This window comes from Primorskyibacter aestuariivivens (assembly GCF_028023675.1).
Classification (GTDB): Bacteria; Pseudomonadota; Alphaproteobacteria; order Rhodobacterales; family Rhodobacteraceae; genus Marinovum; species Marinovum aestuariivivens.
Genome location: NZ_JAQIOZ010000008.1, coordinates 1 through 22,551, shown reverse-complemented (window position 1 = coordinate 22,551; position 22,551 = coordinate 1). Strand labels below are relative to the sequence as shown.

At 63.0% G+C, this 22,551-nt stretch carries 17 protein-coding genes; 10 read left to right on the top strand and 7 right to left on the bottom strand.

Annotation, left to right across the window (positions count from 1 at the left end):
* Positions 1 to 19: 19 nt before the first annotated feature.
* From PGB28_RS10485 to PGB28_RS10475, 3 genes are read left to right on the top strand one after another with little or no spacing between them, the layout of a single operon-like run.
* Entirely contained in the window at positions 20 to 844 is an 825-nt protein-coding gene (locus PGB28_RS10485) for an ABC transporter substrate-binding protein (RefSeq protein WP_271421471.1), read from the top strand.
* Positions 845 to 1,702, top strand: a complete 858-nt coding sequence (locus PGB28_RS10480) for an amino acid ABC transporter permease (protein WP_271421470.1) — start codon at positions 845 to 847, stop codon at positions 1,700 to 1,702. It begins immediately after the preceding gene.
* Positions 1,699 to 2,430 carry an amino acid ABC transporter ATP-binding protein gene (locus tag PGB28_RS10475; RefSeq protein WP_271421469.1) on the top strand — a complete coding sequence of 244 codons (732 nt, stop codon included), beginning with the start codon at positions 1,699 to 1,701 and terminating at the stop codon, positions 2,428 to 2,430. The genes PGB28_RS10480 and PGB28_RS10475 overlap by 4 nt, the downstream gene beginning before the upstream one ends.
* Before the next feature lie 141 nt (positions 2,431 to 2,571).
* Here PGB28_RS10475 and lpdA read toward each other — a convergent pair whose 3' ends face one another.
* The 5 genes from lpdA to PGB28_RS10450 all read right to left on the bottom strand — a co-directional run bounded on the left by lpdA (position 2,572) and on the right by PGB28_RS10450 (position 10,419).
* Entirely contained in the window at positions 2,572 to 3,966 is a 1,395-nt protein-coding gene (lpdA, locus tag PGB28_RS10470; protein ID WP_271421468.1) for a dihydrolipoyl dehydrogenase, read from the bottom strand.
* Positions 3,967 to 4,024: 58 nt separating this feature from the next.
* Positions 4,025 to 4,600, bottom strand: a complete 576-nt coding sequence (locus PGB28_RS10465) for a DUF924 family protein (protein WP_271421467.1) — start codon at positions 4,598 to 4,600, stop codon at positions 4,025 to 4,027.
* A gap of 87 nt (positions 4,601 to 4,687) precedes the next feature.
* A complete protein-coding gene (locus tag PGB28_RS10460; protein ID WP_271421466.1) occupies positions 4,688 to 5,956 on the bottom strand; it encodes an MFS transporter in 1,269 nt (422 codons plus the stop codon).
* A 104-nt stretch (positions 5,957 to 6,060) separates the two neighbouring features.
* On the bottom strand, positions 6,061 to 7,110 hold the full coding sequence (queA, locus tag PGB28_RS10455; RefSeq protein WP_271421465.1) for a tRNA preQ1(34) S-adenosylmethionine ribosyltransferase-isomerase QueA: 1,050 nt from the start codon (positions 7,108 to 7,110) through the stop codon (positions 6,061 to 6,063).
* Between the two features lie 3 nt (positions 7,111 to 7,113).
* Entirely contained in the window at positions 7,114 to 10,419 is a 3,306-nt protein-coding gene (locus tag PGB28_RS10450) for a YhdP family protein (RefSeq protein WP_271421464.1), read from the bottom strand.
* A gap of 86 nt (positions 10,420 to 10,505) precedes the next feature.
* Here PGB28_RS10450 and bcp point away from each other — a divergent pair, with 86 nt between their 5' ends.
* The 4 genes from bcp (at position 10,506) to PGB28_RS10430 (ending at position 13,868) form a co-directional block, all read left to right on the top strand.
* Positions 10,506 to 10,979: a thioredoxin-dependent thiol peroxidase gene (bcp, locus tag PGB28_RS10445; RefSeq protein WP_271421463.1), complete on the top strand. Its 474-nt coding sequence runs from the start codon at positions 10,506 to 10,508 to the stop codon at positions 10,977 to 10,979.
* 44 nt (positions 10,980 to 11,023) lie between these two features.
* Positions 11,024 to 11,839 (top strand): ferritin-like domain-containing protein, encoded by an 816-nt coding sequence (locus PGB28_RS10440; RefSeq protein WP_271421462.1) that lies wholly within the window; start codon positions 11,024 to 11,026, stop codon positions 11,837 to 11,839.
* A 216-nt stretch (positions 11,840 to 12,055) separates the two neighbouring features.
* Entirely contained in the window at positions 12,056 to 13,369 is a 1,314-nt protein-coding gene (locus PGB28_RS10435; protein ID WP_271421461.1) for a M23 family metallopeptidase, read from the top strand.
* A complete protein-coding gene (locus PGB28_RS10430; protein WP_271421460.1) occupies positions 13,359 to 13,868 on the top strand; it encodes a bactofilin family protein in 510 nt (169 codons plus the stop codon). The genes PGB28_RS10435 and PGB28_RS10430 overlap by 11 nt, the downstream gene beginning before the upstream one ends.
* A gap of 72 nt (positions 13,869 to 13,940) precedes the next feature.
* On the opposite strand, the gene PGB28_RS10425 is transcribed toward PGB28_RS10430, so the two are convergent.
* A complete protein-coding gene (locus tag PGB28_RS10425; protein WP_271421459.1) occupies positions 13,941 to 14,999 on the bottom strand; it encodes an alpha/beta hydrolase family protein in 1,059 nt (352 codons plus the stop codon).
* A gap of 456 nt (positions 15,000 to 15,455) precedes the next feature.
* Positions 15,456 to 16,826, bottom strand: a complete 1,371-nt coding sequence (locus PGB28_RS10420; RefSeq protein WP_271421458.1) for a class II 3-deoxy-7-phosphoheptulonate synthase — start codon at positions 16,824 to 16,826, stop codon at positions 15,456 to 15,458.
* A gap of 181 nt (positions 16,827 to 17,007) precedes the next feature.
* Between PGB28_RS10420 and PGB28_RS10415 the strand changes: the two genes are divergently transcribed.
* The 3 genes from PGB28_RS10415 to PGB28_RS10405 all read left to right on the top strand — a co-directional run bounded on the left by PGB28_RS10415 (position 17,008) and on the right by PGB28_RS10405 (position 22,196).
* Complete coding sequence (locus PGB28_RS10415; RefSeq protein ID WP_271421457.1) at positions 17,008 to 18,009, top strand: GlxA family transcriptional regulator; 1,002 nt, start codon at positions 17,008 to 17,010, stop codon at positions 18,007 to 18,009.
* 165 nt (positions 18,010 to 18,174) lie between these two features.
* Positions 18,175 to 19,917, top strand: coding sequence for a sigma-54-dependent Fis family transcriptional regulator (locus PGB28_RS10410; RefSeq protein ID WP_271421456.1), 1,743 nt, complete (start codon positions 18,175 to 18,177; stop codon positions 19,915 to 19,917).
* A gap of 479 nt (positions 19,918 to 20,396) precedes the next feature.
* A complete protein-coding gene (locus PGB28_RS10405) occupies positions 20,397 to 22,196 on the top strand; it encodes an NAD(P)/FAD-dependent oxidoreductase (RefSeq protein WP_271421455.1) in 1,800 nt (599 codons plus the stop codon).
* Positions 22,197 to 22,551 lie beyond the last annotated feature (355 nt).

Here is a 22,551-nt window from a genome sequence, read left to right as displayed (position 1 = left end):
AACACAGGGAGACGTTTGGATGAAACTGCTTGCGAGTACTGCACTGGCCCTGGCCGTGTCGGGCACCACTGCGCTTGCTGCCGGGCACGCGGCCTGCGCGGCAGGCAAGACGCTGACCGACGGCACGCTGACCATCGCCACCGGCAACCCGGCCTATTACCCATGGGTGATGAATGACGCGCCCGAAAGCGGCGAAGGGTTCGAGGCCGCCGTGGCCTATGCCATTGCCGACAAGATGGGGTTTGACGCCGATGCAGTGACTTGGGTGCGCACCAGCTTTGACGAAGCCATCCAACCCGGTGCCAAGAATTTCGATTTCAACATCCAGCAATATTCGATCACGCCCGAGCGCGATGAAATGGTCGATTTCAGCATGCCCTATTACACCTCGGCCATGGCGGTTCTGACCACGCAGGCGGTGATGGATGCGGGGGCCAATGCCACGCTCGACAGCCTGAAAAGCCTGCAATGGGGCGTTGTCGGCTCCCACACGTCCTACTCCATGCTGACAGGCGTGATCCAGCCAGAGAGCGACCCGCTGCTCTATAATGACAATGCCGATGTGAACGCCGCCATCATGGCAGGCCAGATCGACGCCGCGCTCTATGACCTGCCCACTGCGCTCTACCTGTCAGCAGTGGTTGTCGAGGGCGGTGCGCTTCTTGGGCAGTTCCCGGCTGAACAGTCCGAAAGCCCTGACCATTTCGGCCTGTTGATGGAAGAAGGCAACCCGCTCAAGGAATGTGTGGACGCGGCCATCACGGACCTGACCGAGAGCGGAGAACTGGCCGCGATCGAGGCCACCTGGCTGGCCGAGGCCACGGGCGTTCCGGTTATCAAATAAATGGCGGATGCCTCATCGCAAGACCGCGCGGCGGCGTCCTCCACCGCGCCCACCCGGCGCGCGCTTTACGAGGCCGGGGTAAGACGCCGCGCGAACCGCATCGCGCTGATCTCGACGCTGAGCGTCATTGTCGCGATCTTCGTGCTTGTCCCGCTGGCCCCCGGTTGGGAGGCGGTGCAAAAATCGTTTTTCAACGGCCGGGTCTTTGCAGCGACCTTCCCCGGGCTGCTGGACGCCTTTGTGCTCAACGTGATGATCTTTGCCTGGTCTGCGCCGCTCATCGCGCTCACCGGTCTTGCCATTGCGCTGTGCCGCGACGCGCGCGCGCCGGCGCTGTTTCCGCTGCGGCTCTTCGGGATTGCCTATACCGACATCTTTCGCGGCCTGCCGGTGGTTCTGGTGATCTATATCATCGGGTTTGGCGTGCCCGGTCTGGGCCTGCCCCGCCCGTGGAACAGCCCCTATATCTGGGGCACGCTGGCGCTGGTGCTGGTCTATTCGGCTTACGTGGCCGAGGTGATCCGCTCCGGCATCGACTCGATCCACCAGTCACAGCGCTCCGCCGCCGCCTCGCTTGGGCTGAGCGACCGCGATACCATGCGCTACGTCGTGCTGCCGCAGGCCATCCGCAATGTGGTGCCCGCGAATATGAACCTCTTCATCGCGCTGCAAAAGGACGTGGCGCTGTTGTCCTTCATCGGCCCGGTCGAGGTGTTCCGCCAGGCCGGCGTCTACAAATCGCTCTATGCCAATTTCACGCCCTATGTCGGGGCGGCGCTGATCTTTCTGGCGCTGACCATCCCGGCCACGCGCTATGCGGATTACCTGATGAACAAACAGAACAAGGCGCGGCGATGAGCGCGAAACTCTCCTTGCGCGGGGTGCGCAAACGCTTTGGCGATCACGAGGTCTGCAAGGGCATCGACCTTGAGGTGGCGGAAGGCGAAATGGTCTGCCTGATCGGCGCGTCCGGATCGGGCAAGTCCACGCTCCTGCGCTGCATGAACCTGCTCGAGCCGATTGATGACGGGTCGATCTGGCTCGACGGTGTGGATATTTCCGAACCGGGTCTGAACCGGCAGCCCGTGCGCCAGAAAATCGGCATCGTGTTTCAAAGCTACAATCTCTTTCCGCATATGACCGCCGCGGAAAACGTCATGCTCGCCCCGCGCCGGGTCAAGGGACAGACCCGCGACGCGCTGCGCCCGAGGGTCGAGGCGCTGTTCACCCGGTTCGGTCTGGGCGACCGGATGGAGCACTACCCCGACCAGCTGTCGGGTGGGCAGCAACAGCGCGTGGCGATCATCCGGGCGCTGGCGATGCAGCCCGAAATCATGCTGTTTGACGAGATCACCAGCGCGCTGGACCCCGAGCTTGTGGGCGAGGTGCTCGATGTGCTGCGCGACCTGCGCGCGGAAGGCATGACCATGGTCTTGGCCACCCACGAGATGGGCTTTGCCCGCGAACTGGCCGACAAGGTCTGCTTCCTCGACGCGGGCCGCATCCTGGAGCAAGCGCCGCCCGAGGCGCTGTTCTCAAACCCGCGCGAGCCGCGCACCAAGGCCTTCCTCGCCCGCGTGCTTTGATCCCGCGTCAAGGCTCTGGCGACCCGCCCCATCTTCTTCTGTCTGAAAATACCTCGGGGGGAGCGCGCAGCGCGGGGGGCAGAGCCCCCCAACCCGGGCGACGGCACAGCCGGCGCAATTCCCGGTCCCGCCACACGCCGCTCACATATGGATCACCCGGTCAAAGGCATCCAGCACGCTTTCATGCATCATCTCGCTCAGCGTCGGATGCGGGAACACCGTGTTCATCAGCTCCGCCTCGGTGGTCTCCAGCGTGCGGCTGATGACATAGCCCTGGATCATCTCGGTCACTTCCGCACCGACCATATGCGCCCCCAGAAGCGCGCCGGTTTTCGCGTCAAAGATGGTTTTCACCAGCCCCTCGGGCTCCCCCAGCGCAATCGCCTTGCCATTGCCGATGAACGGGAAGCGGCCCACCTTGATGTCATAGCCCTGCTCTTTCGCCTGTGCCTCGGTCAGGCCGACGCTGGCAATCTGCGGATGACAATAGGTGCAGCCCGCAATGGCGTCGGGATCGACCGCGTGCGGATGGCCACCGGCAATCAGTTCGGCCACCATCACGCCCTCATGCGAGGCTTTGTGCGCCAGCCAGGGCGCTCCCGCCAAATCGCCAATCGCATAAAGCCCGTCCACCCCCGTGCGGCAATGCGAGTCCACCACCACATGGGTTTTCTCGACCTTCACGCCCAGTTCCTGCAGCCCCAGCCCTTCGGTATTGCCGACAATGCCCACGGCGGAGATCACCGTGTCGAACTCTTCCTTGGTGACCTTGCCGTTCTGTTCGATATGGGCGGTGACCTTGCCTTTGCCCCGGTCCAACTGCTTGACCATGGTCTTTTCGCGGATGGTCATGCCCTGTTTCTCGAACGCCTTTTTGGCAAAGCTGCTGATCTCGGCATCTTCCACGGGCAGGATGCGGTCCATCACCTCGACCACGGTCGTATCCGCCCCCAAAGTGTTGTAGAAACTGGCAAATTCGATACCGATCGCGCCCGAGCCGATGACCAACAGCTTTTTCGGCATCCGCCCCGGCACCAGCGCGTGTTTATAGGTCCAGACCAGATCGCCATCGGCTTCCAGCCCCGGCAATTCGCGGGCCCGCGCGCCGGTGGCCAGCACGATGTTTTTCGCGGCGAGGGTCTCGGTCCCGGTGTCGGTCTTGACGCTGACCTTGCCCTTGGCGGGCAGCGTGGCCTCGCCCATGAAGGTCGTGACCTTGTTTTTCTTCATCAGATGGCCAATGCCGGAATTGAGCTGTTTCGCCACCCCGCGCGAGCGTTTGACCACGGCGTCTAGGTCGTAGCTGATGGCTTCGGCCTTCAGCCCATACTCCTTGGCATGGTTCATCAGGTGAAAGACTTCGGACGAGCGCAGTATCGCCTTGGTCGGGATACAGCCCCAGTTCAGGCAAATCCCGCCCATATGTTCGCGTTCGACAATCGCGACCTTGAGCCCAAGCTGCGCCCCCCGGATCGCGGCGACATAGCCGCCCGGCCCGGCACCGATCACGATCATGTCAAAGCTTTGTTCAGCCATGCGGTCCTCCCCTTTTGGAAAGAACGCTAGCCCAGCCCTGCCCCGGCTTCAATCGTGATCAGCTTGCCGCCTGAAGTTCCTGCAACGTTTCGCGATAGCCGCCATTGGCGATGAATTCCGCCTCCGGCCCGGTCTCGCGGCGGTCCAGCGCTTCGTTGCGATAAGGGAAACGACCAAACTTGCGGATGATCTCGCGATGTACGCGGGCATGCAGCAGATTGGTATTGCCGGTCGGCATGCGCTCATGCATCAGCCGCACGCAGCGTTCCTGATCACACAGGTTCTCCGAATGCATCAGCGGCATATAGAAGAACTGCCGCGCGGGCGGGTCGATCTTCATGTCCCAGCCTTTGGCAATCGCGCTCTTGGCTGCCGCAAGCCCCGCCTTGTCCGAGGCAAAGGCCCTGGCCGTGCCGCGGAACATGTTGCGGGGGAACTGATCCATCAGGATGATATAGGCCAGCGCGCCGGTGGGATAGGTCAGCCACAACGCGTGCCGCCCCTCCATCGCGCCTTGCCAGACCGGTTCGAAACGGGAGGTGATCTCCGCATCCAGAGCGTCGGAACTGTCATACCAACCGGCGGGACCAACCTCGTCCAGCCAAAACGCCAAAATCTCTTCCGGTGCACTCATAAGGCTCTCCTTTTTGCCCCCCGGTACGAACAGCTTAACAAATATTCACATTTGTTAATGTCACGTTTTACGACAAAATATGTAATATTACGCCGCATTTTCAGCGTTTTCGGCCTCTGCTTCAGCCTCTGCAGCTGCATATTCCTGCGCAAACTCAACCGATACGAGTGACGCCGTCGGCGAGACCGGCGCGTAGCTCATGGTCTCGTCCACCGGTGTCGAGGCACGCACCGTAGAGCGATAGGCGGCATATGCGACCATCAGGAACATCAGCCCGCCGATATAGAGGAAGAAGCCCGGAGGCCCGAAAAACCCCATCGCCCAACCGGTCAGCAGCGGGCCTGCAATGGCCCCCAGCCCGTTGATGAAAATCAGCCCGCCGGAGGCAGCTGCCATATCATCGGGGTCAAGGAAGTCGTTGGTATGTGCAATGAGCAACGAATACAGCGGGTTCGACATGCCGCCCACGAGGAAGGCGGCGACAAGAAGCGCCGCAAAGATCCCGCCCATCCCGGCGCCAATCACCGCGCCACCGCCACAGACCGCCGAGGCCACGAGGATCAAAAGCCGCCTGTCCATCCGGTCCGACAGCCAGCCCAGCGGATATTGCAGCACCAGCGCGCCAATATAGAAGGACGCGACAAAGAGCGAAATCTGCCCCAGCGACAGCCCCGCCTCTGCGCCATAGACCGCCGCCATGCCGAACTGGGCCGAGAAGACGCCGCCCAGGAGGAACATGCCGACACAGCCCAGCGGTGAAATGCCATAGAGCTGCCGCAGGCTCAGCGGCTTGGTCGTGTCAAAGGCCGGTGTGGGCGAAATGGACAGAAGGATCGGTGCAAAGGAAATCGAGACCAGCACCGAGATGATGACAAACAGCTCATAGCCGGAGGGATCGGCTACCAGCAGAAGCGCCTGCGCCGCGACCACACCGGCCATCTGCACGATCATATAGGCCGACAGGGTCTGGCCGCGCGTCTCATTCGTGGCGGCGTTGTTGAGCCAGCTTTCCGCCGTCACATACACACCGGAAAAGCTGAACCCGATGATGACGCGGCCAATGATCCAGGCCACGGGATGGGTGGCAAAGGGATAGAGGATCAGCACGGCAGAAATGAAAGACGCCAGCGCCGCAAAGACCCGCACATGGCCGACCCGGCGGATCATCTCGGGCGCAAGCCGCGAACCGCCGAGGAAGCCCACGAAATAGGCCGACATGACCAGAGACATCTCGAAGGTGGAAAACCCCTCGATCTCACCGCGCACACCCAGCAGCGTGCCTTGCAGACCGTTGCCCACCATGAGCAGCATCATGCCCAGCAGCAGCGCCCATGCGCTTGAAATCACTTGCAGCATCGCCCTGCTCCTTCCGGTTTCTTTCTGCCTGCCACAGCAGGAGCGGCCCGGTCTGGCCTGAAAACGACTCAGGGCGGGTTATCCCAGCCGTGACACAACCCGCCTCACGGGATCAACAGCGAAGCGTCGCCATAGGAAAAGAACCGGTATTCGCGGGCGACGGCGTGTTCATATATCCGCAGGATGCGGTCCCGGCCCATCAGCGCCGAGACCAGCATCATCAGGGTCGATTTCGGCAGGTGGAAATTGGTCATCAGCGCGTCCGCGACACGGAAGTCGAAACCGGGATAGATGAAAATATCGGTCTCGCCTTCCCACGGGCGAATGGCCCCACTGTCGCGCGCCGCCGTCTCGATAAGGCGCAGGGCGGTGGTGCCCACGGGGATGACGCGCCCGCCCGCGGATTTGGTGGCGGCGATCTCGGCGGCACCGGTTTCGCTGACCTCTCCCCATTCGGCATGCATCTTGTGGGTGGTGATGTCGTCCACCTTGACCGGCAAAAAGGTCCCCGCGCCCACATGCAGCGTCACATGGGTAAAGCCCACGCCGCGCGCTTTGAGCGCCTCCAATAGCGGTTCATCGAAATGCAGTGACGCGGTGGGCGCGGCGACCGCGCCTTTGTTTTTCGCCCAGACCGTCTGGTAATCCTCGCGGTCCTGTTCGTCGGCGGGGCGCAGCGCCTCGATATAGGGTGGCAGGGGCATGGCCCCGGCCTCGGCCAGCGCGGCGTCGAAATCATCACCCGTGAGATTGAATCGCAGCCGCCCCTGCCCCTCCGCCTTGGCCTCTAGCGTGGCGGAAAGATCATCGGAGAACGTGATCACCTCGCCTTCGGTCACCTTTTTCAGTGGCTTGACCAGCGCCGACCATGTGCCATCGGCCTGCGGCTCCAAAAGCGTGACCGAAATGCGCGCCTCGCTCACGCCCTGCGCCCCCTCGCGCCGACGCGATCCTGACAGACGCGCCGGGATCACCTTGGTGTCATTGAGCACAAGCCGGTCGCCGGGGCGCAGCCAACCCGGCAGATCGAAGACATGCGCGTCGTGGATTGCGTCGCCCTGGGCCACCAAAAGCCGGGCAGAGGAGCGCGGACGCGCAGGGCGGGTGGCGATCCGCTCTTGCGGCAGATCGAAATCGAAATCGTCGAGATGCATGAGTTACTGCGATACCTTGGGTGGCGGGCGGCGGAAAATCTCGCGGAAGATGCCCGGTGTCAAGGCCGAGAGCGGATTGACCCCGATGCGCGGATTGTCGACCTTGCCGCGCATGGTGAAATTGAACCCGACCAGCCCCTCGCCACGGCGCGACACAAGCTGACCCACGAAATTCACCATATACAGGGGCGACACCACGCCCTGCATATCCAGACTTTCGCTCTCCATGTCGTAATAGCCATCCATGGAAATCCCCAGCGACGGGCCGACCGCGCTGGAGCGTTTGAGGATCACCTGTTTCGGGCTCAGACGGAACTCGGCCTCGACCTCGGAAAAGCCGATCCCTTGCCCCGACAGCTGTTCCAGCAGCCCGACAACCGAAATGGCGCTGAGCAATTCGGCCATGACCGACGCGTTGCGGATCGAGGTTTTGTCGATGCCCAGCGTGCCATCAAATGTGCCCGGCGCACCGGTCGGATTGAGCCGCAGCGTCAGGCGACCCCCATAGACATTCTGCAGCAGCCCCGCATCGCGCAGGATGCCACCCGCCTTGGAGGACCGGATCACGAAGCGGCTGCCGCGCCGGGTGGGCTCGACCTTGCCGTCCAGCTCCGTGCCGCCGTTGAGCCGCGCGGTGAACCCACCGTTCAGCCCGCCACCGGTGCTGAAATCGCCGCGAAACGAGGTGAGCGCGATGCCATCGGAAATCTGCAACCGGTCGGGCGCAAGCGACAGCGGCCCGCCGCCGGTGTCCCGCGCGGCGCTGCTGTCTGTGGTGGAGAACGGCGCACGGCGCAGGTCGATCGTGCCGCCGGTGATCGCCACCCCCGGTGCCGCCCCTTCGCCGCGCCCGGTGAGCAGGACCGGCGCGTCCAGCCAGTCCCCGGCGATCAGGCGATCAATGCGCAACTGGTCCAGCCCGCCACCGTCACGCAGGGACAGCGTGCCCGCAAGGCTCAGCCCCGGGGCCCTGAGCGACAGCCGCTCGATGCTGGCCGGGGTGCTCAGCGTGCCGTCGATCTCAAGCTGACCGGTGGCGCCCTGGCTCATGGACCAGCCAAGCGCATCAAGCCGCAGGCCCAGCCCCGAAAGATCAGAGGTCAGCGTGAATGTCGGTGCCTGCCCCTTGACCAGATCCAGCGCCAGCTTGCCCGTGCCCGCCCCGTTGACCGACCCGGGCGGCAGCGTGATGTCAAAGGCATCGAGGAATTCGTTGGAAATACGCACATCCGCCTCGACGCGTCCGCCCCGCCCCTCGCGCGCGGCCTCACCAAGCGCGGTTTGCCACGATCCGTCAAACGGTACTCCTTCCAGCGCACCGGGGCCAAAGACCTTGAGGCTGTCATTATCGGCGGCAAAGCTCAGCTCCGCCGCCTGCAACAGCTTGTCCGGCACAAGCTGGTCGCTGGTCACGTCGATCAGCGTGCCGCTGGTGGCATAGCGCACCTCGTCCGGGGTCAGCTTTTTCTTGAGAAACAGGTCAATCTGCGCGCGGCCCCGCATCCGCCCCTCGGCCAGATCAACGCTGCGCCCGGCCTTGTCCATGGCATTGAGCGGGTCTTGATTGAGCAACCAGAGTGCCGCCGGGATCGGCCCGCTGGCCTGCAAATCGATCCGTGCCGGGCCTTCGCGCACGCGCACATCGGGGATGGTAAAAACGCTGCCCGCCACATCCACATTGCCGCGCCCCTCGGTGGCGACCGTACCGGCGTCGATGCTCACCACCAGCCGGTTGTTTTCAAGCTGCAATACGCCCTTGCCGCCGGTGATATGGGGCATGGTCCGCATGAAGCGCACCTCGGCCCCGTCCAGTTCCGCGCCGAGGTAAAACGCGGGCCGTTCCCCCGGTGCGCCCGTAAGCGCCACCGAGACATTGTGCATGACACCGTCAAACACGTTCTCCTCGATCCAGCGCCGCGTGCCCGGCTTCAACTCTTCCGGCCAGTAGCCCAACAACCGCGCAGGCAGGATCTCGTCCATATGCGCCATGAAGGAGATGCCCCAACCATCACGGTTCGCCGTCACCCGTCCAGACAGGTGCACCGGATCACTGTCATCCTGCAGGGTCAACTGCCCGATGCGCAGCACAAAGGGTTCGAGCCCGAGGTGGAAATCAACCGACGCATGATCAATGGCGCGCGGCGTGGCATAGATGCCGTCGGGATTGGCGCTGATCCCGGTCAGCCGGAGCTGCCCTAGAAGCGCCTTAGGCAATCCGTCCTCAAGATCCTCCAACCGTGCCTTGCCCTCGCCCGTGGCGCGTACCCAGTCGCTGACCACGGTGATCTCATCAAACGTCAGCGTCGTGCGCGTGGGGTCATAGGTCAGGTAGGTCTTGGCCGAGGAGAACGGGATCGGGCGCGAGGCATCGGTCGGCTGCACCACGCCGGTGCCGATTTCCAATGTCGCGCTGAGCGGTCCCAGCGCGCCGTTTTCATCAAAGGACGCGCGCAGAGCCCCCGAGATCGGCGCACGTAACACCCCCAGCCAGGCCAGCGCCGGGGATTGGCTGGCAATATCGCCCGAAGCCACGTCGGACACGTTGACCCCGAAATTCAGCTCAGGCGACCCGACGGGGCTTTGGGCGTTGACCTCAAGCGTGGCCGCATAGCTGCGCCCGCTGAGCAGCGCGAAATCCCCGCGCAACCGCAGCGATTGCGCCTCGCGCGCAAGGTCCAGCCGCCCGCCATCCACGACCCAGGCCTCGCCCGAGCGCACATCCTGATAGTCCAGTGTGACCGCGTTGATCTCGACCCGGTCCAGCGCGGCCAGACGAGGCGACAATGCAATCCGGTCCAGTTCGGCAATGACCCCGGCCATGTCCATCTGAGCCCCGTCCAGCCCGCCCCCAAGCGCAAAGTCGAAACTGCCGTCGCGGGCACGGCGCAATTGCAGGAACACCCCCGACACCGACAGCGACCGGGGCAGCACCTGACCTTCGAACAAAGAGCGCCGCGCGATCTTGAGCTCGGCCCGGGCCAGTTCGAACAACACGCGGTTGCTCTGCCGGTCGGTCACCTCAACGTTGGACAGGGTTATGTCGGGCCGCAGATCGGTATCGACGAAAAAGCTGACGTCTGAAAACCGCACTTCCATGCCGGGGAATTGCCGGTCCAGCCGGTCGTAGATCTCTGTGCGCAGCCAGTCCGGCGCAGAAACCGGCCGTCCGACAAAGGACCATGCCAGAAAGGTCAGCACCGCCCCAACAAGCGCAAAGCTGAGCACGACCCAAAGGCCGATGCGCCTCATCGGGCGTCGGCGGCGCGGCGCATCCGGCTCCGCTTTGCGCTCTGTTTCGTCTGTTGTCACCTGAGGGGGTGGCCTCCCGGCTTTTCTCTTGCCTGCCCCGTCCTAATATGACGTCTATAACCTCCAACCAAGGGAAACCGCATCACATGACAGACACATTCATTCAAACCGGCGACAACGCGCCGGAGTTTGCCCTGCCGCGCGATGGTGGCGAGACCGTTAACCTGGCCGATCTGCACCCCTCGAAAGTGGTGTTGTTTTTCTATCCGCGCGACCTGACCTCGGGCTGCACCAAGGAGGCCATTGCATTTTCCGGGCTCAAGTCCGAGTTCGAGGCGGCGGGCGCGCAGGTGTTTGGTATCTCTGCCGACAGCGTGGCCAGCCATGACAAGTTCGTGGCCAAGCATGATCTGACCGTACCGCTTCTGTCGGATGAGGACAGCCAGATCGCCGCCGCCTTTGGCGTGTGGAAGGAAAAGAAGATGTACGGCAAGACCTTTATGGGGATCGAGCGGTCGACCTTTCTGATCGACGGCGAAGGCCGCGTTGCGCGCGAATGGCGCAAGGTGAAAGTGCCCGGTCACGCCGAAGAGGTATTGGACGCGGTCAAGGCGCTCTGATACCGCCCCGGTCAAAGGCGGGACGCAGCACGGGAGCGCAATCAATGAAAACTCTGGCAGAGATGGCAACCGAAGTGCTGACCACGGCAGACGGGCGCGCCAAGACCGCGCTCAGCCATGCTCATGCCAAGGCTTGGTTCGACGCCCGCGCGGCAGGCCAGCCCATCCCCGTGGGATCGGCCAATCCGCCGCTGCGCCCGTCCAGACCGGAGCGCCCCGAGCTTCTTTCGCCGCGCGACGTGCCCAAGCGCAAACCGGGCAGCCCGGCGGGGCGCATTGCGCTGTTGCACGCGGTCGCGCATATCGAGCTGAACGCGGTTGATCTGCACTGGGATATCATCGCGCGCTTTACCGACATCCCCATGCCGCCCGGTTTCTACGATGACTGGGTCAAAGCCGCGGATGAAGAATCCAAGCATTTCAACCTGATATGCGACTGTCTTGAAGCGCTGGGCAGCCATTACGGCGCGCTGCCCGCCCATGCCGGTATGTGGCGCGCCGCCGAAGACACGGCCGGGGACATCCTTGGCCGCCTCGCCGTGGTGCCCATGGTGCTGGAGGCGCGCGGGCTGGATGTCACCCCCGGCATGATCGACATTTTCCGCGCCGCGAAGGCGACCCAAGCGGTTGAAGCGCTTGACGTGATCTATGCCGAAGAGGTCGGCCATGTGGCCTATGGCTCCAAATGGTTCCATTTCCTGTGCGGGCGGCATGATCTGGACCCCAAGGACGTGTTCCACGAGCTGGTCACAAAATATTTCAAGGGCCCGCTCAAACCGCCCTTCAACGAGGAAAAACGCGCCGAAGCCGGGCTTCCGCCGGATTTCTACTGGCCCCTGGCCGACCAGATCCCGACCTGACCTGCGGCGCGAGGTCGCGGAACCGACGGGCGGGCCACCGCGCAACCCCTTCCAGATCGGCGGTTTTTTGCCAGTTTGCCACAACCGGCAATCCGGCGCCGAATCGGAACCCATCTAAACTTGCGCATTTGTAAAGCTCTGGTTAAGCACTGACCCGAGGGGCTGGTGTTGGGGAGCCAAGCACCAACGATTGGGACGGGAAAAGGAACGGCTGCGGTGAGAACACGGCTGGCAATAAAACTCCATGCGCTGTTGGAACGTCATTTTCCTGAACGGCGACTCTTTCTGAGATCTGATACCGATACGCGGTTCATCCGGCTCAAGCCGGGCACACAGCTTATTGCCTTTACCGGCAGCGCTGCGATCGTTGCGTGGACCATCATCGCCACTGCGATCCTGCTCATGGACAGCATCAGCGCGGGCAATTTCCGCGAACAGGCCAAACGCGAACAGCAAACCTATATGGAACGGCTCAATGAGCTGAGCCGGGAACGCGACGCGCGCGCCTCGGAAGCGCTGGCCGCGCAGGAACGGTTCAATTCGGCGCTGGCAAGCATTTCGGTCATGCAGTCTGAACTGCTGACCTCGGAAACCCGGCGCCGCGAGCTGGAAACCGGGATCGAGGTGATACAGGCCACGCTGCGCGACGTGATGCGCGAGAAGAAATCGAACGCGACGCAATTGGCCGAGCTGCGCAGCGCCATCGAAGAGGGCGGCACCCTGCCCGGCCAGACATCCGGTGCCGACAGCGAGACCGTCGATCTTCTGGCCGCCGCGCTGGAACGCACCGCCAAGGAACGCGATCAGGTCGTTGCCGACGCGCAGGAGGCGCTGATCGCCGCCGACGCCATGTCGACCGAGCTGCGCCTGATGGAAGAAAAGAATGACGCCATTTTCCGCCAGCTCGAAGAGGCGATGACCATTTCGGTCAAGCCGCTCGACAAGATGTTTCAGGCAGCTGGCATGAACCCCGACACGCTGCTCAAGAAAGTGCAGCAAGGCTATTCCGGTCAGGGCGGCCCGCTGACGCCGCTCAGCTTTTCCACCAAGGGTGGCGAGCTGACCGAAGAGGCCCAACGCGCCAACCGCATCCTGAACCAGATGGACCGGTTGAACATGTATCGCATCGCCGCGCAGAAAGCGCCCTTTGCCGTGCCGCTCAAGGACAGCTTCCGCTTTACCTCGGGCTTTGGCTACCGCTGGGGCCGGATGCACAAGGGCACCGATTTTGCCGCGCCTCATGGCACGCCGATTTATTCAACCGCTGATGGTGTGGTGGTGCATGCCGCTTGGCTGTCCGGCTATGGCAAGCTGGTCAAGATCCAGCATGAGTTCGGCATCGAAACCCGCTATGCCCATATGTCGAAAATCCGCGTGAAGAAGGGCCAAAGGGTCTCGCGCGGGGAACGCATCGGTGATATGGGGAACACAGGACGCTCCACCGGCACACATCTGCACTACGAAGTCCGTGTCGGCGGCAAAGCCGTCAATCCAATGATATATATCAAGGCTGCAAACGATGTTTTCTAAGAGCAAGATAAACGAGCCCGGCCCGCGCGCCGATGACGCTGCAAAACCCGCAGCCCCCGCGCCCGAAGCCAGACCCACCCCGTCGCCGAACGAATTCAAGGCCTCCGCCCCCAAGGCCAAGCCGCCCGCATCGGTGCTGTCGGCGGACCTGCACGTGGTTGGCAACATGAAGACCACCGGCGACATTCAGGTCGAAGGCACGGTCGAGGGGGACATCCGCGCCCACCTGCTCACCATTGGCGAGACTGCAACCATCAAGGGTGAAGTTGTGGCCGATGACGTGGTGGTCAATGGCCGTATCGTGGGCCGTGTGCGTGGGCTCAAGGTCCGCCTGACCGCGACCGCTCGGGTCGAGGGTGACATCATCCACAAGACCATCGCCATCGAATCCGGTGCGCATTTCGAAGGCTCCGTACAGCGTCAGGACGACCCGCTGAACTCGGGCGCCAAGAAAGCACCCGGCGCCCCTGCTGCTCAGGGCAAGCCCGCCGGGCAGTAACACCCGCCGCGAGACTTTCAAAAGCCCCGCTCCGCTATCGGAGCGGGGCTTTTCGTTTGCCGGTGCACCCGGTCAAAGGTGATCGTTGAAAAAGGCCAGGATCCGCTGTGCCAGTTCTGCGAGGATCGCCGCACGGGACCGTCCGCCCGCATCGTCGCAGAGCGGGTCGGGCTCGCCTTCATCCTTCAGGATCGCCGCGCCCTTGGGTGTGCATTCCGCCAGAAAGCTGAAATGCGTCGCATCCGGGATCACCACATAGTCCGCCCCCGGAATCTGCTCAGCTGCCTGCCGCGTATAGACCCCCTGCGGGACAAGGTTCTCATCACCCAGATTGGCCACCATCATCGGGACGGCAATTTCGGACAGGCTGTCCTGCGTCAGCGTGCTGACGATACCCGGATCGACAATGACCGCCGTGCTGAACCTGGGATCGCGCAGGTCCTGCCCGGCGGGGCTCAGATCCATCTTGTGCAGGTCAATCCCGAATTGCGCGAGAAAGGCGCAATCCGACATGCCGTGATCGCCCGCATCGCAAAAGCGTTGCAGCCGGTCCGGGTCCCCCCGCGCGCCCGACAGCGCCATGGCGGTATACCCCCCTGCGGAAAAGCCAAGCGCGGCCATGCGGTCGGGATCGACAAAGGGATACCGGTCGGGATGGCCGGTCACCTCATCCAGGACTGCAGTCACATCCCCGGGACGCTCCCAGACCCGCACCGCAGCTTGGGCCGAGGCATTGCCGGTGGTCGTGCCCGGATGGTTGGGCAGCAGCACGACAAACCCGGCCTCGGCCAGTTTCTCAGCGATCCAGCCGAATTGTCCGGCATTCCCCCCTGCCCCGTGCGAGATCACGATGGCCGGGAACCGCCCCGCGCGATGCGGCGCGCGACGCCCGGCGGGTGTGCCATGGAACACGCCATTGCCACCCACGCGCACACGCTTGCCGCCGGGCTCTGCCGGATACCAGATGTGGAACTCTACATCGGTGCCGCGCAATGGCGCATGGGCCGCGCCATAAGCGATCCCCGCGCCGCCCTCATATGCAGGACGGAACAGCTCAAAGCCGCCCCACCCCGTCAGCCCGATTGCCATTGCGGCTATGCCCGCCTGCACAACCCGTCTTGCGCTTGCCATGGAAACTCTCCCTCCGTGACGTGTCCGTCGAAGGCAGGTTTGCAAGGGATCGCGTGATGCCGCGTCCTGAAACCGGTTCGGGGAGGACCTGAAACCGGTATCAGAACCCGAAATCACGGCGCGGCAGCTGATGAACGGCTGTGAAATAACTGGCTGGCGCCGTCACGTGTTTGGAGTGATGGGCGGATTGGAAACGCATGCCTGCTGGGCGGGACGGAGCGGACCAATGCGCCGGAAACTTTTAAAGTTTCCGGACCGATTTCTTTTAAAGAAATCGGGTTCATGGATGCTGGCGGGCGTGGGCACATCGATTGGTGGGCTGGCATCCTGGGCTCGATTCCGACATTCGCGCGCGCATGGCATTCTCAGCATCGATCACATTCTTCGGGGCCATTCCCTACGAAAAGCCCCCGCCGTCACCGGCGGGGGCTTTGCATTTCAACGCTGTGCGAAAGATCAGACCGCAACGCTGCCTTTGCCGTCTTCGCGCGCGGCGGTCAGTTCCTCGGCCACAAGGAAAGCCAGTTCCAGCGATTGCGAGGCGTTCAGACGCGGGTCGCAGGCGGTGTGGTAGCGATCCGACAGGTCCTCGTCTGTCACGGCGCGCACGCCGCCGGTGCATTCGGTCACGTCCTGGCCGGTCATCTCGAAATGCACACCGCCGGGGATCGTGCCCTCGGCCTTGTGCACCCCGAAGAACTCGCGCACTTCGCGCAGCACGCTGTCAAAGGGCCGGGTCTTGTAACCGCTGGCCGATTTGATCGTGTTGCCGTGCATCGGGTCACAGCACCAGACCACGTTGGCACCCTCTTCCTGCACCGCCTTGATCAGACGCGGCAGATGCTCGCCCACCGATCCGGCCCCAAACCGCGCGATCAGAGTCAGCTTGCCGGCCTCATTCTCGGGGTTCAGCTTTGCCATCAGAACCTTGAGATCCTCGGCCGTGGTGGTCGGACCACATTTCAGCCCCACCGGGTTCAGAACGCCGCGTGCAAATTCCACATGCGCGCCATCGGGCTGGCGGGTGCGGTCACCGATCCAGATCATGTGCCCGGACCCGGCCAGCCACTTGCCCGAGGTCGAATCCTTGCGGCAGAGCGCCTCTTCATATTCCAGCAGCAGCGATTCATGGCTGGTGTAGAAACTCACGGTCTGGAGCGCATTGGTGTTGTCGCTGTCCACACCCGCGGCCTTCATGAAATCAAGCGTGTCGCTGATCCGGTTGGCCATATCGCGGTAACGCGCGGCTTTTTCGCCTTCGGTAAAGCCCAGCGTCCATTGATGGACCTGATGCACATCCGCATAGCCGCCCGTTGAGAACGCCCGCAGCAGGTTCAGCGTTGCCGCCGCCTGGGTGTAGGCCTGCAGCATCTTGCGCGGGTCGGGGATGCGCGCCTCGGGCGTGAAGTCCAGCTCATTGATGATGTCGCCACGGTAGCTGGGCAGCTCCACGCCATCCTTGACCTCGGTCGGCGCGCTGCGCGGCTTGGCGAACTGCCCCGCCATGCGGCCCACCTTGACCACCGGCACCTTGGCGCCAAAGGTCAGGACCATCGCCATCTGCAGCATCACCTTGAACGTGTCGCGGATGCCATCAGCGCTGAACTGTTCGAAGCTTTCGGCGCAATCGCCGCCCTGCAACAGGAACGCCTCGCCCCGCGATGCGGCGGCAAGCTTGGATTTGAGCGTGCGCGCCTCGCCCGCAAAGACGAGCGGCGGATATTTGGCCAGCTGCGCCTCAACGGCATTCAGGGCCTCCGCGTCGGTATAATCGGGCATCTGAACCCGGGGCTTGTTGCGCCAGTCAGATTTTTGCCACTCGCTCATCTCTCTACTCCGGTGGTTTGGATTTTGGTGTTAGCGCTTATACAAGCGGAAAAGCCGGGGGGCCATACGCGAATTTCACCAGATTGCTTGACCTTGCCGGATGGCTCGGGCCAACTGTGCCAATACGTCGCAAACGACACAACGAGTCGATAAGAGACCTTCTGAAAGGTTCGCCCGAACTATGCTTCCCCAAACCACCCAAGTCGAAGTGGATGCCCCGGCCAAGCCGCAACGGGCGATTTTCGTGCTTCAGGACAAATTCACGCTGCTGTCTTTCGCGGCGGCGATTGACTGCCTGCGGATCGCCAATCGCATGTCCGGCAAGACACTTTATGAATGGATGATCATCGGCGAAGGCGGCGAGGAATGCTCCTGCTCGGCGGGCACGGTGTTCCGGCTGGAAAGCGATCTGTGCGAGCTGATGCGCGATGACATCGTCATTCTGTGCGGCGGGATCGATATCCAGCATGCCACCACCAAGAAGCTGCTCAACTGGCTGCGCCGCGAGGCCCGCAAGGGCGTGAAAATGGCGGGGCTGTGCACCGCGTCTTACACGCTGGCGCGCGCCGGATTGCTGGACGGGAAAAAGGCGACGATCCACTGGGAAAACCATGACAGCTTTTCCGAAGAGTTCGACGAGGTCACGCTGACCAAATCGGTCTTTGTCATTGACGGCAACCGCATGACCACCGCCGGCGGCACCAGCTCGATCGACCTGATGCTCAAGGTGATCGCCAACGCCCATGGCGAAGAGCTGGCCAATGCGGTGGCCGACCAGCAGATCTATTCCTCGATCCGCACCGATCAGGACACGCAGCGGCTCTCGGTCCCCACCCGCATCGGCGTGCGACACCCCAAGCTGAGCCTGGTGATCCAGATGATGGAAAGCAATATCGAGGAACCGATCAGCCCGTCGATCCTCGCCAAGGAGGTGGGCATGTCCACGCGGCAGCTTGAACGGCTTTTCCGGCGCTACCTCAACCGCTCGCCCAAGCGCTATTACATGGAGCTGCGCCTGCAAAAGGCGCGTAACCTGCTGATGCAGACCGATATGAGCGTGATCAACGTGGCACTGGCCTGTGGCTTTGCCTCGCCGTCGCATTTCTCCAAATGCTACCGGTCGCATTACGACACGACCCCCTATCGCGAACGCGGAACACAGGCGGCACGACTGTCGATCTGAGGATGGGATAAGCTCGGGTCGGTTTTTACGTGTTATGCTGTCCCGACACGGGGAATGCAGGTCATAGGCGGGATCGCGCAGCACTGCGGGGGGTGGCGCAATCGGCCTGAGCGATTTGGTGTTTGAACGGAGCTGGTATAGCGTGTTGCGCGGAGGAGAGGCCGCATGCTGGACAGGGATCATATCACCGAGATCGACCGCGTCCTGAACGGGGAGGAGACCGGGCGCGACCGGCTGGTCAACGACAGCTGGCGGCGTTGCGTCGAGCGCTACGGCATGGACCCGACCCGGCCCGACCCGGCCTATATCGTCTCCGAGACCCGGTTACGGGAGCACCGCGAACAATCCGAACGGCTGATTGCAATTGCCCGATCCGGGCTTCAGACCCTGTTCCGGCAGGTGGCGGGGCAGAACTATGTGTTGCTGCTCGCCGATGCCAAAGGGGTCTGCGTTGACTTTTTCGGCGACCCAAGGTTCGAAGATGAGTTGCGGCAGGCGGGGCTTTATCTGGGCTCGGACTGGTCCGAAGACCTCGCGGGCACATGCGGGGTCGGCTCCTGTCTCGTGACCGGCGAGGCGATCACCATCCACCAGAGCGATCATTTCGGGCTGGCCCATACGCCGCTGTCCTGCACGGCCGCGCCGATCTATGACACGGGTGGGCAGTTGACAGCGGTGCTCGACATTTCGCTCTTGCGCTCGCCCAGCCCGAAATCCAGCCAAAACCTCGCCCTGTCGCTGGTCACCGCCTCTGCGCGCCGGGTCGAAATGGCAAATCTCATGGCGTCCAGCCGCCGCGACTGGGTGCTGCGGTTTTCGACATCGCCGGAATTCCTGGATGTCGATCCTGAAGCGGCTGTGGCGCTGGATGGATCCGGGCGGATCATCGGCATGACAAAGGGTGCCGAACAGCTTGCCCCGGATCACTCCGGCAGCCTGATTGGGCGGCATATCGAAGACCTGATCGAAGTGTCTGTCGATGACCTGCCCGACCTGATGCGCGGCAGGCCCACGGAAGAGCGCGTGCTGCGGCTCAAGGACGGGCGCGCCCTGTTCGGTCACGCGATTGCGCCGCAATCCGCGCCGGTGCCGTCGCGCGACCGGGCCCGGGCGGGGCTGGGGGCGCTGTCTGGTATTGCGGGGCCTGATCCGGCGATGGCGCAACTGGCCGAGCGCGCCAGTCGTCTGGCGCGGACAATGGTGCCTGTCACGATCCTTGGCGAAACCGGAACCGGAAAGGAATACCTGGCGCGGGCCATTCACGTGTCCGGGGCTTCGGGGCGCAGCTTTCATGCCCTGCGCTGCGCCGGCCTCACCGCCGATGCGGTCCGGGCGCTGGCCGAGGCGGTGCCCGGAACCCTGTTCCTGCGCGGCGTCGAAGACCTGAGTGCCGAGGCGCAGGGCGCGTTGCTTGGGCTGCTGGACGCGCGGGACGATTTGCGGGTGATCGCCGCAGCCGGTCCGCAATTTGATGCCGCCAGCAGTCCGATCCGCAGCGACCTGTTCTTTCGACTGTCCGGAGCGGTCCTGACGGTCCCTGCCCTGCGCCTGCGCCGTGATTTCGACTGGCTGCTGGAGCGGTTATTCCGGCGGCGCGCGCCGGAGGACATGCGCCTGACCCCGGCCGCCCGGATCGAACTGGCCGGGCGGGACTGGCCCGGCAATATCCGCGAGCTGGCCCATGCGCTCGATGCTGCAGTCGCGCTGGCCGAAGGCGGCGTGATCGACCTGACGGACCTTCCGCCGCGCCTGTCGGCCTGCGCTGCCGAAGCGGGGGCGGAACCCGATCTCGAAGCGCTGCTTGCAGCTTGTGAGTGGAACATGTCGCAGGTGGCCCGGCGGCTTGGGGTCAATCGCTCGACCGTGCTGCGGCGGGTGCGCAAAGCCGGTTTGACCACACCGAGCTGACGCCTGTTTACCGTGTTTTTACGCAATGCGGGTGTCGTTCGAATGATATTGCCAGTGTCGGTTATGGGGTACGAAGCTGCCGTTCACTGCAAAGAGCTAGGGGCCGCGCCCGACCCTGGTTGGGCGCATGCAAGATTTGTGGGATACACACCGGCGCGGCACTCATGCCATTGGTTCGCTGCGAAACATCGCCAATGCGCCCTCCCGGGGGGAGGGTCGGGCGCTGCCCGGGGTTCCCCCGGGCAAAACAGAATTGAGTGTCTCGCAAGGGCTCTTTGCAGACCTTGTCCACCTTTCCACCCCATCCCCGAAACGTCGTCCCGGTCCCGCAAACCCCGTGTTGCGCCTTGTTGCGCGCGCAACAAGTGAGGGTGAAATCTGCCTCCCTTTGCCCTGGAAAGGCGATTTCCTGTAGGCGGACGGACGCTGGCCCCGCATGCTCCGCAAGTGATCCGAAGAATGATCAAAGGGAGGACCAAATGCTCGACACAAGTTTGACAGACCAGACCCAGGCGTTTCTGGATACATTCGGCGCGGCGCTGGAGCGCGGCGATATCGACGCCGCGACCGAAATGTTCCACGACGATTGCTATTGGCGCGATCTCGTGACCTTCACATGGAACATCAAGACGGTGGAGGGCAAGGACCAGGTCGCGGACATGCTCAAACACCAGCTTGCGACAACCAAACCGACCGGCTGGGCGCTGGCGGAGGGCGAATTGCCCACCGAAGAGGACGGGGTGACCACGGCCTGGATCAGCTTTGAAACCGAGGTGGCGCGGGGCTACGGCCTGATCCGGTTGAAGGAGGGCAAGATCTGGACCCTGCTGACCACCATGGTCGAATTCAAGGGCCATGAAGAGCCCAAGGGCTTCAATCGCCCGCTCGGTGCCAAACACGGCGCGGGCAAAAACCGGACCACATGGGCCGAAGAGCGCGCGAAAGAAGAGGCGGAGCTGGGCTACACGACCCAGCCCTATTGCGTGATCATCGGCGGGGGACAGGGCGGCATCGCGCTCGGGGCGCGGCTGCGGCAACTGGGCGTGCCGACGATCATTGTCGAGAAAAACGACCGTCCCGGCGACAGCTGGCGCAAGCGCTACAAGTCGCTCTGCCTGCATGACCCGGTCTGGTACGATCATCTGCCTTACATCAAGTTTCCGGAGAACTGGCCGGTCTTCAGCCCCAAGGACAAGATCGGCGATTGGCTTGAGATGTATACCAAGGTGATGGAGCTGAACTACTGGACCCGGACCGAGGCCAAATCCGCCAGCTTCGACGAAACGACGGGCGAATGGACGGTGGTTGTGGATCGCGACGGCGAAGAGGTGGTGCTGCGCCCCAAACAACTGGTCATGGCCACCGGCATGTCCGGCAAAGCGCGGATGCCCGATTTCCCCGGTATGGAGAAGTTCAAGGGCGATCAGCATCATTCCAGCCAGCATCCCGGCCCGGACGCCTACAAGGGCAAGAAAGCGGTGGTGGTTGGGTCCAACAACTCGGCCCATGACATCTGTGCCGCGCTTTGGGAAAATGACGTGGACGTAACCATGGTGCAGCGCTCCTCGACGCATATCGTGCGCTCCGACACGCTGATGGAGGTGGGGCTTGGGGCGCTTTATTCCGAAGAGGCCGTGGCAAACGGCGTCACGACGGAAAAGGCCGACCTGATCTTTGCCTCACTGCCCTATGCGATCCTGCACGAGTTCCAGATCCCGGCCTATGCCGAGATGAAGAAACGTGATGCAGAGTTTTACGAGGGCCTCGAAAAGGCGGGCTTCTGGCTCGACTGGGGTGACGACGAGAGCGGTCTGTTCATGAAATACCTGCGCCGCGGATCGGGATATTACATCGACATCGGTGCCAGCCAGCTGATCATCGACGGCGAGATCAAGCTCAAGCGCGGACAGGTGGTCGAAGTGGATGAAACCGGCGTGATCCTCGATGACGGCACCCATCTGGACGCCGATGTGATCGTCTATGCCACGGGGTACAATTCCATGAACGGTTGGGTCGCGGACCTGATGGGACAGGACAAGGCCGACCAGCTAGGCAAGTGCTGGGGGCTTGGCTCGGACACCACCAAGGACCCTGGCCCCTGGGAAGGCGAACAGCGCAACATGTGGAAGCCCACGCAGGTGCCGAATCTCTGGATGCATGGCGGCAACCTGCACCAATCACGGCATTATTCACAGTTCCTGAGCCTGCAGATCGCCGCGCGGATGCATGGCATCGACACACCGGTCTACGGGTTGCAGGAGGTGCATCACCTGTCCTGAGACCAGGTTGGTGCGTCCGCGCCCGTTGCGGACGCACATGAGATTACAATGTATTGCGCGGAGCGGGTTTTCAGTCCTATGCGCATTTTGCCGTTCTCTTCGAATGGCCACTGCGCGGATTGCGGTCGCAACTTTGCGCGGATCGAGCAAAAGGCCAAGGGCCGAAGACCCCATAAAACCGGCTCAATCCAAGGCCTCCGCGCGCCTCGATCACACTGCACGCCTGTACTGGTCTTTAGGTGTTTGATCCCACGGTTTGATGGTGTGATTTTTTCTCAGGAATTGAAGGAAGCATTATGGGACAAGTTCGTCACGGGAGCGCCACGACCACGTACGCCGTCAGAGCTGCAATACA

Bases quoted from the DNA above. Each gene is read 5' to 3' on its own strand.
- PGB28_RS10485 (WP_271421471.1), top strand. From the start codon at position 20: ATGAAACTGCTTGCGAGTACTGCACTGGCCCTGGCCGTGTCGGGCACC.
- PGB28_RS10480 (WP_271421470.1), top strand. From the start codon at position 845: ATGGCGGATGCCTCATCGCAAGACCGCGCGGCGGCGTCCTCCACCGCG.
- PGB28_RS10475 (WP_271421469.1), top strand. From the start codon at position 1,699: ATGAGCGCGAAACTCTCCTTGCGCGGGGTGCGCAAACGCTTTGGCGAT.
- lpdA (WP_271421468.1), bottom strand. From the start codon at position 3,966: ATGGCTGAACAAAGCTTTGACATGATCGTGATCGGTGCCGGGCCGGGC.
- PGB28_RS10465 (WP_271421467.1), bottom strand. From the start codon at position 4,600: ATGAGTGCACCGGAAGAGATTTTGGCGTTTTGGCTGGACGAGGTTGGT.
- PGB28_RS10460 (WP_271421466.1), bottom strand. From the start codon at position 5,956: ATGCTGCAAGTGATTTCAAGCGCATGGGCGCTGCTGCTGGGCATGATG.
- queA (WP_271421465.1), bottom strand. From the start codon at position 7,110: ATGCATCTCGACGATTTCGATTTCGATCTGCCGCAAGAGCGGATCGCC.
- bcp (WP_271421463.1), top strand. From the start codon at position 10,506: ATGACAGACACATTCATTCAAACCGGCGACAACGCGCCGGAGTTTGCC.
- PGB28_RS10440 (WP_271421462.1), top strand. From the start codon at position 11,024: ATGAAAACTCTGGCAGAGATGGCAACCGAAGTGCTGACCACGGCAGAC.
- PGB28_RS10430 (WP_271421460.1), top strand. From the start codon at position 13,359: ATGTTTTCTAAGAGCAAGATAAACGAGCCCGGCCCGCGCGCCGATGAC.
- PGB28_RS10425 (WP_271421459.1), bottom strand. From the start codon at position 14,999: ATGGCAAGCGCAAGACGGGTTGTGCAGGCGGGCATAGCCGCAATGGCA.
- PGB28_RS10420 (WP_271421458.1), bottom strand. From the start codon at position 16,826: ATGAGCGAGTGGCAAAAATCTGACTGGCGCAACAAGCCCCGGGTTCAG.
- PGB28_RS10415 (WP_271421457.1), top strand. From the start codon at position 17,008: ATGCTTCCCCAAACCACCCAAGTCGAAGTGGATGCCCCGGCCAAGCCG.
- PGB28_RS10410 (WP_271421456.1), top strand. From the start codon at position 18,175: ATGCTGGACAGGGATCATATCACCGAGATCGACCGCGTCCTGAACGGG.
- PGB28_RS10405 (WP_271421455.1), top strand. From the start codon at position 20,397: ATGCTCGACACAAGTTTGACAGACCAGACCCAGGCGTTTCTGGATACA.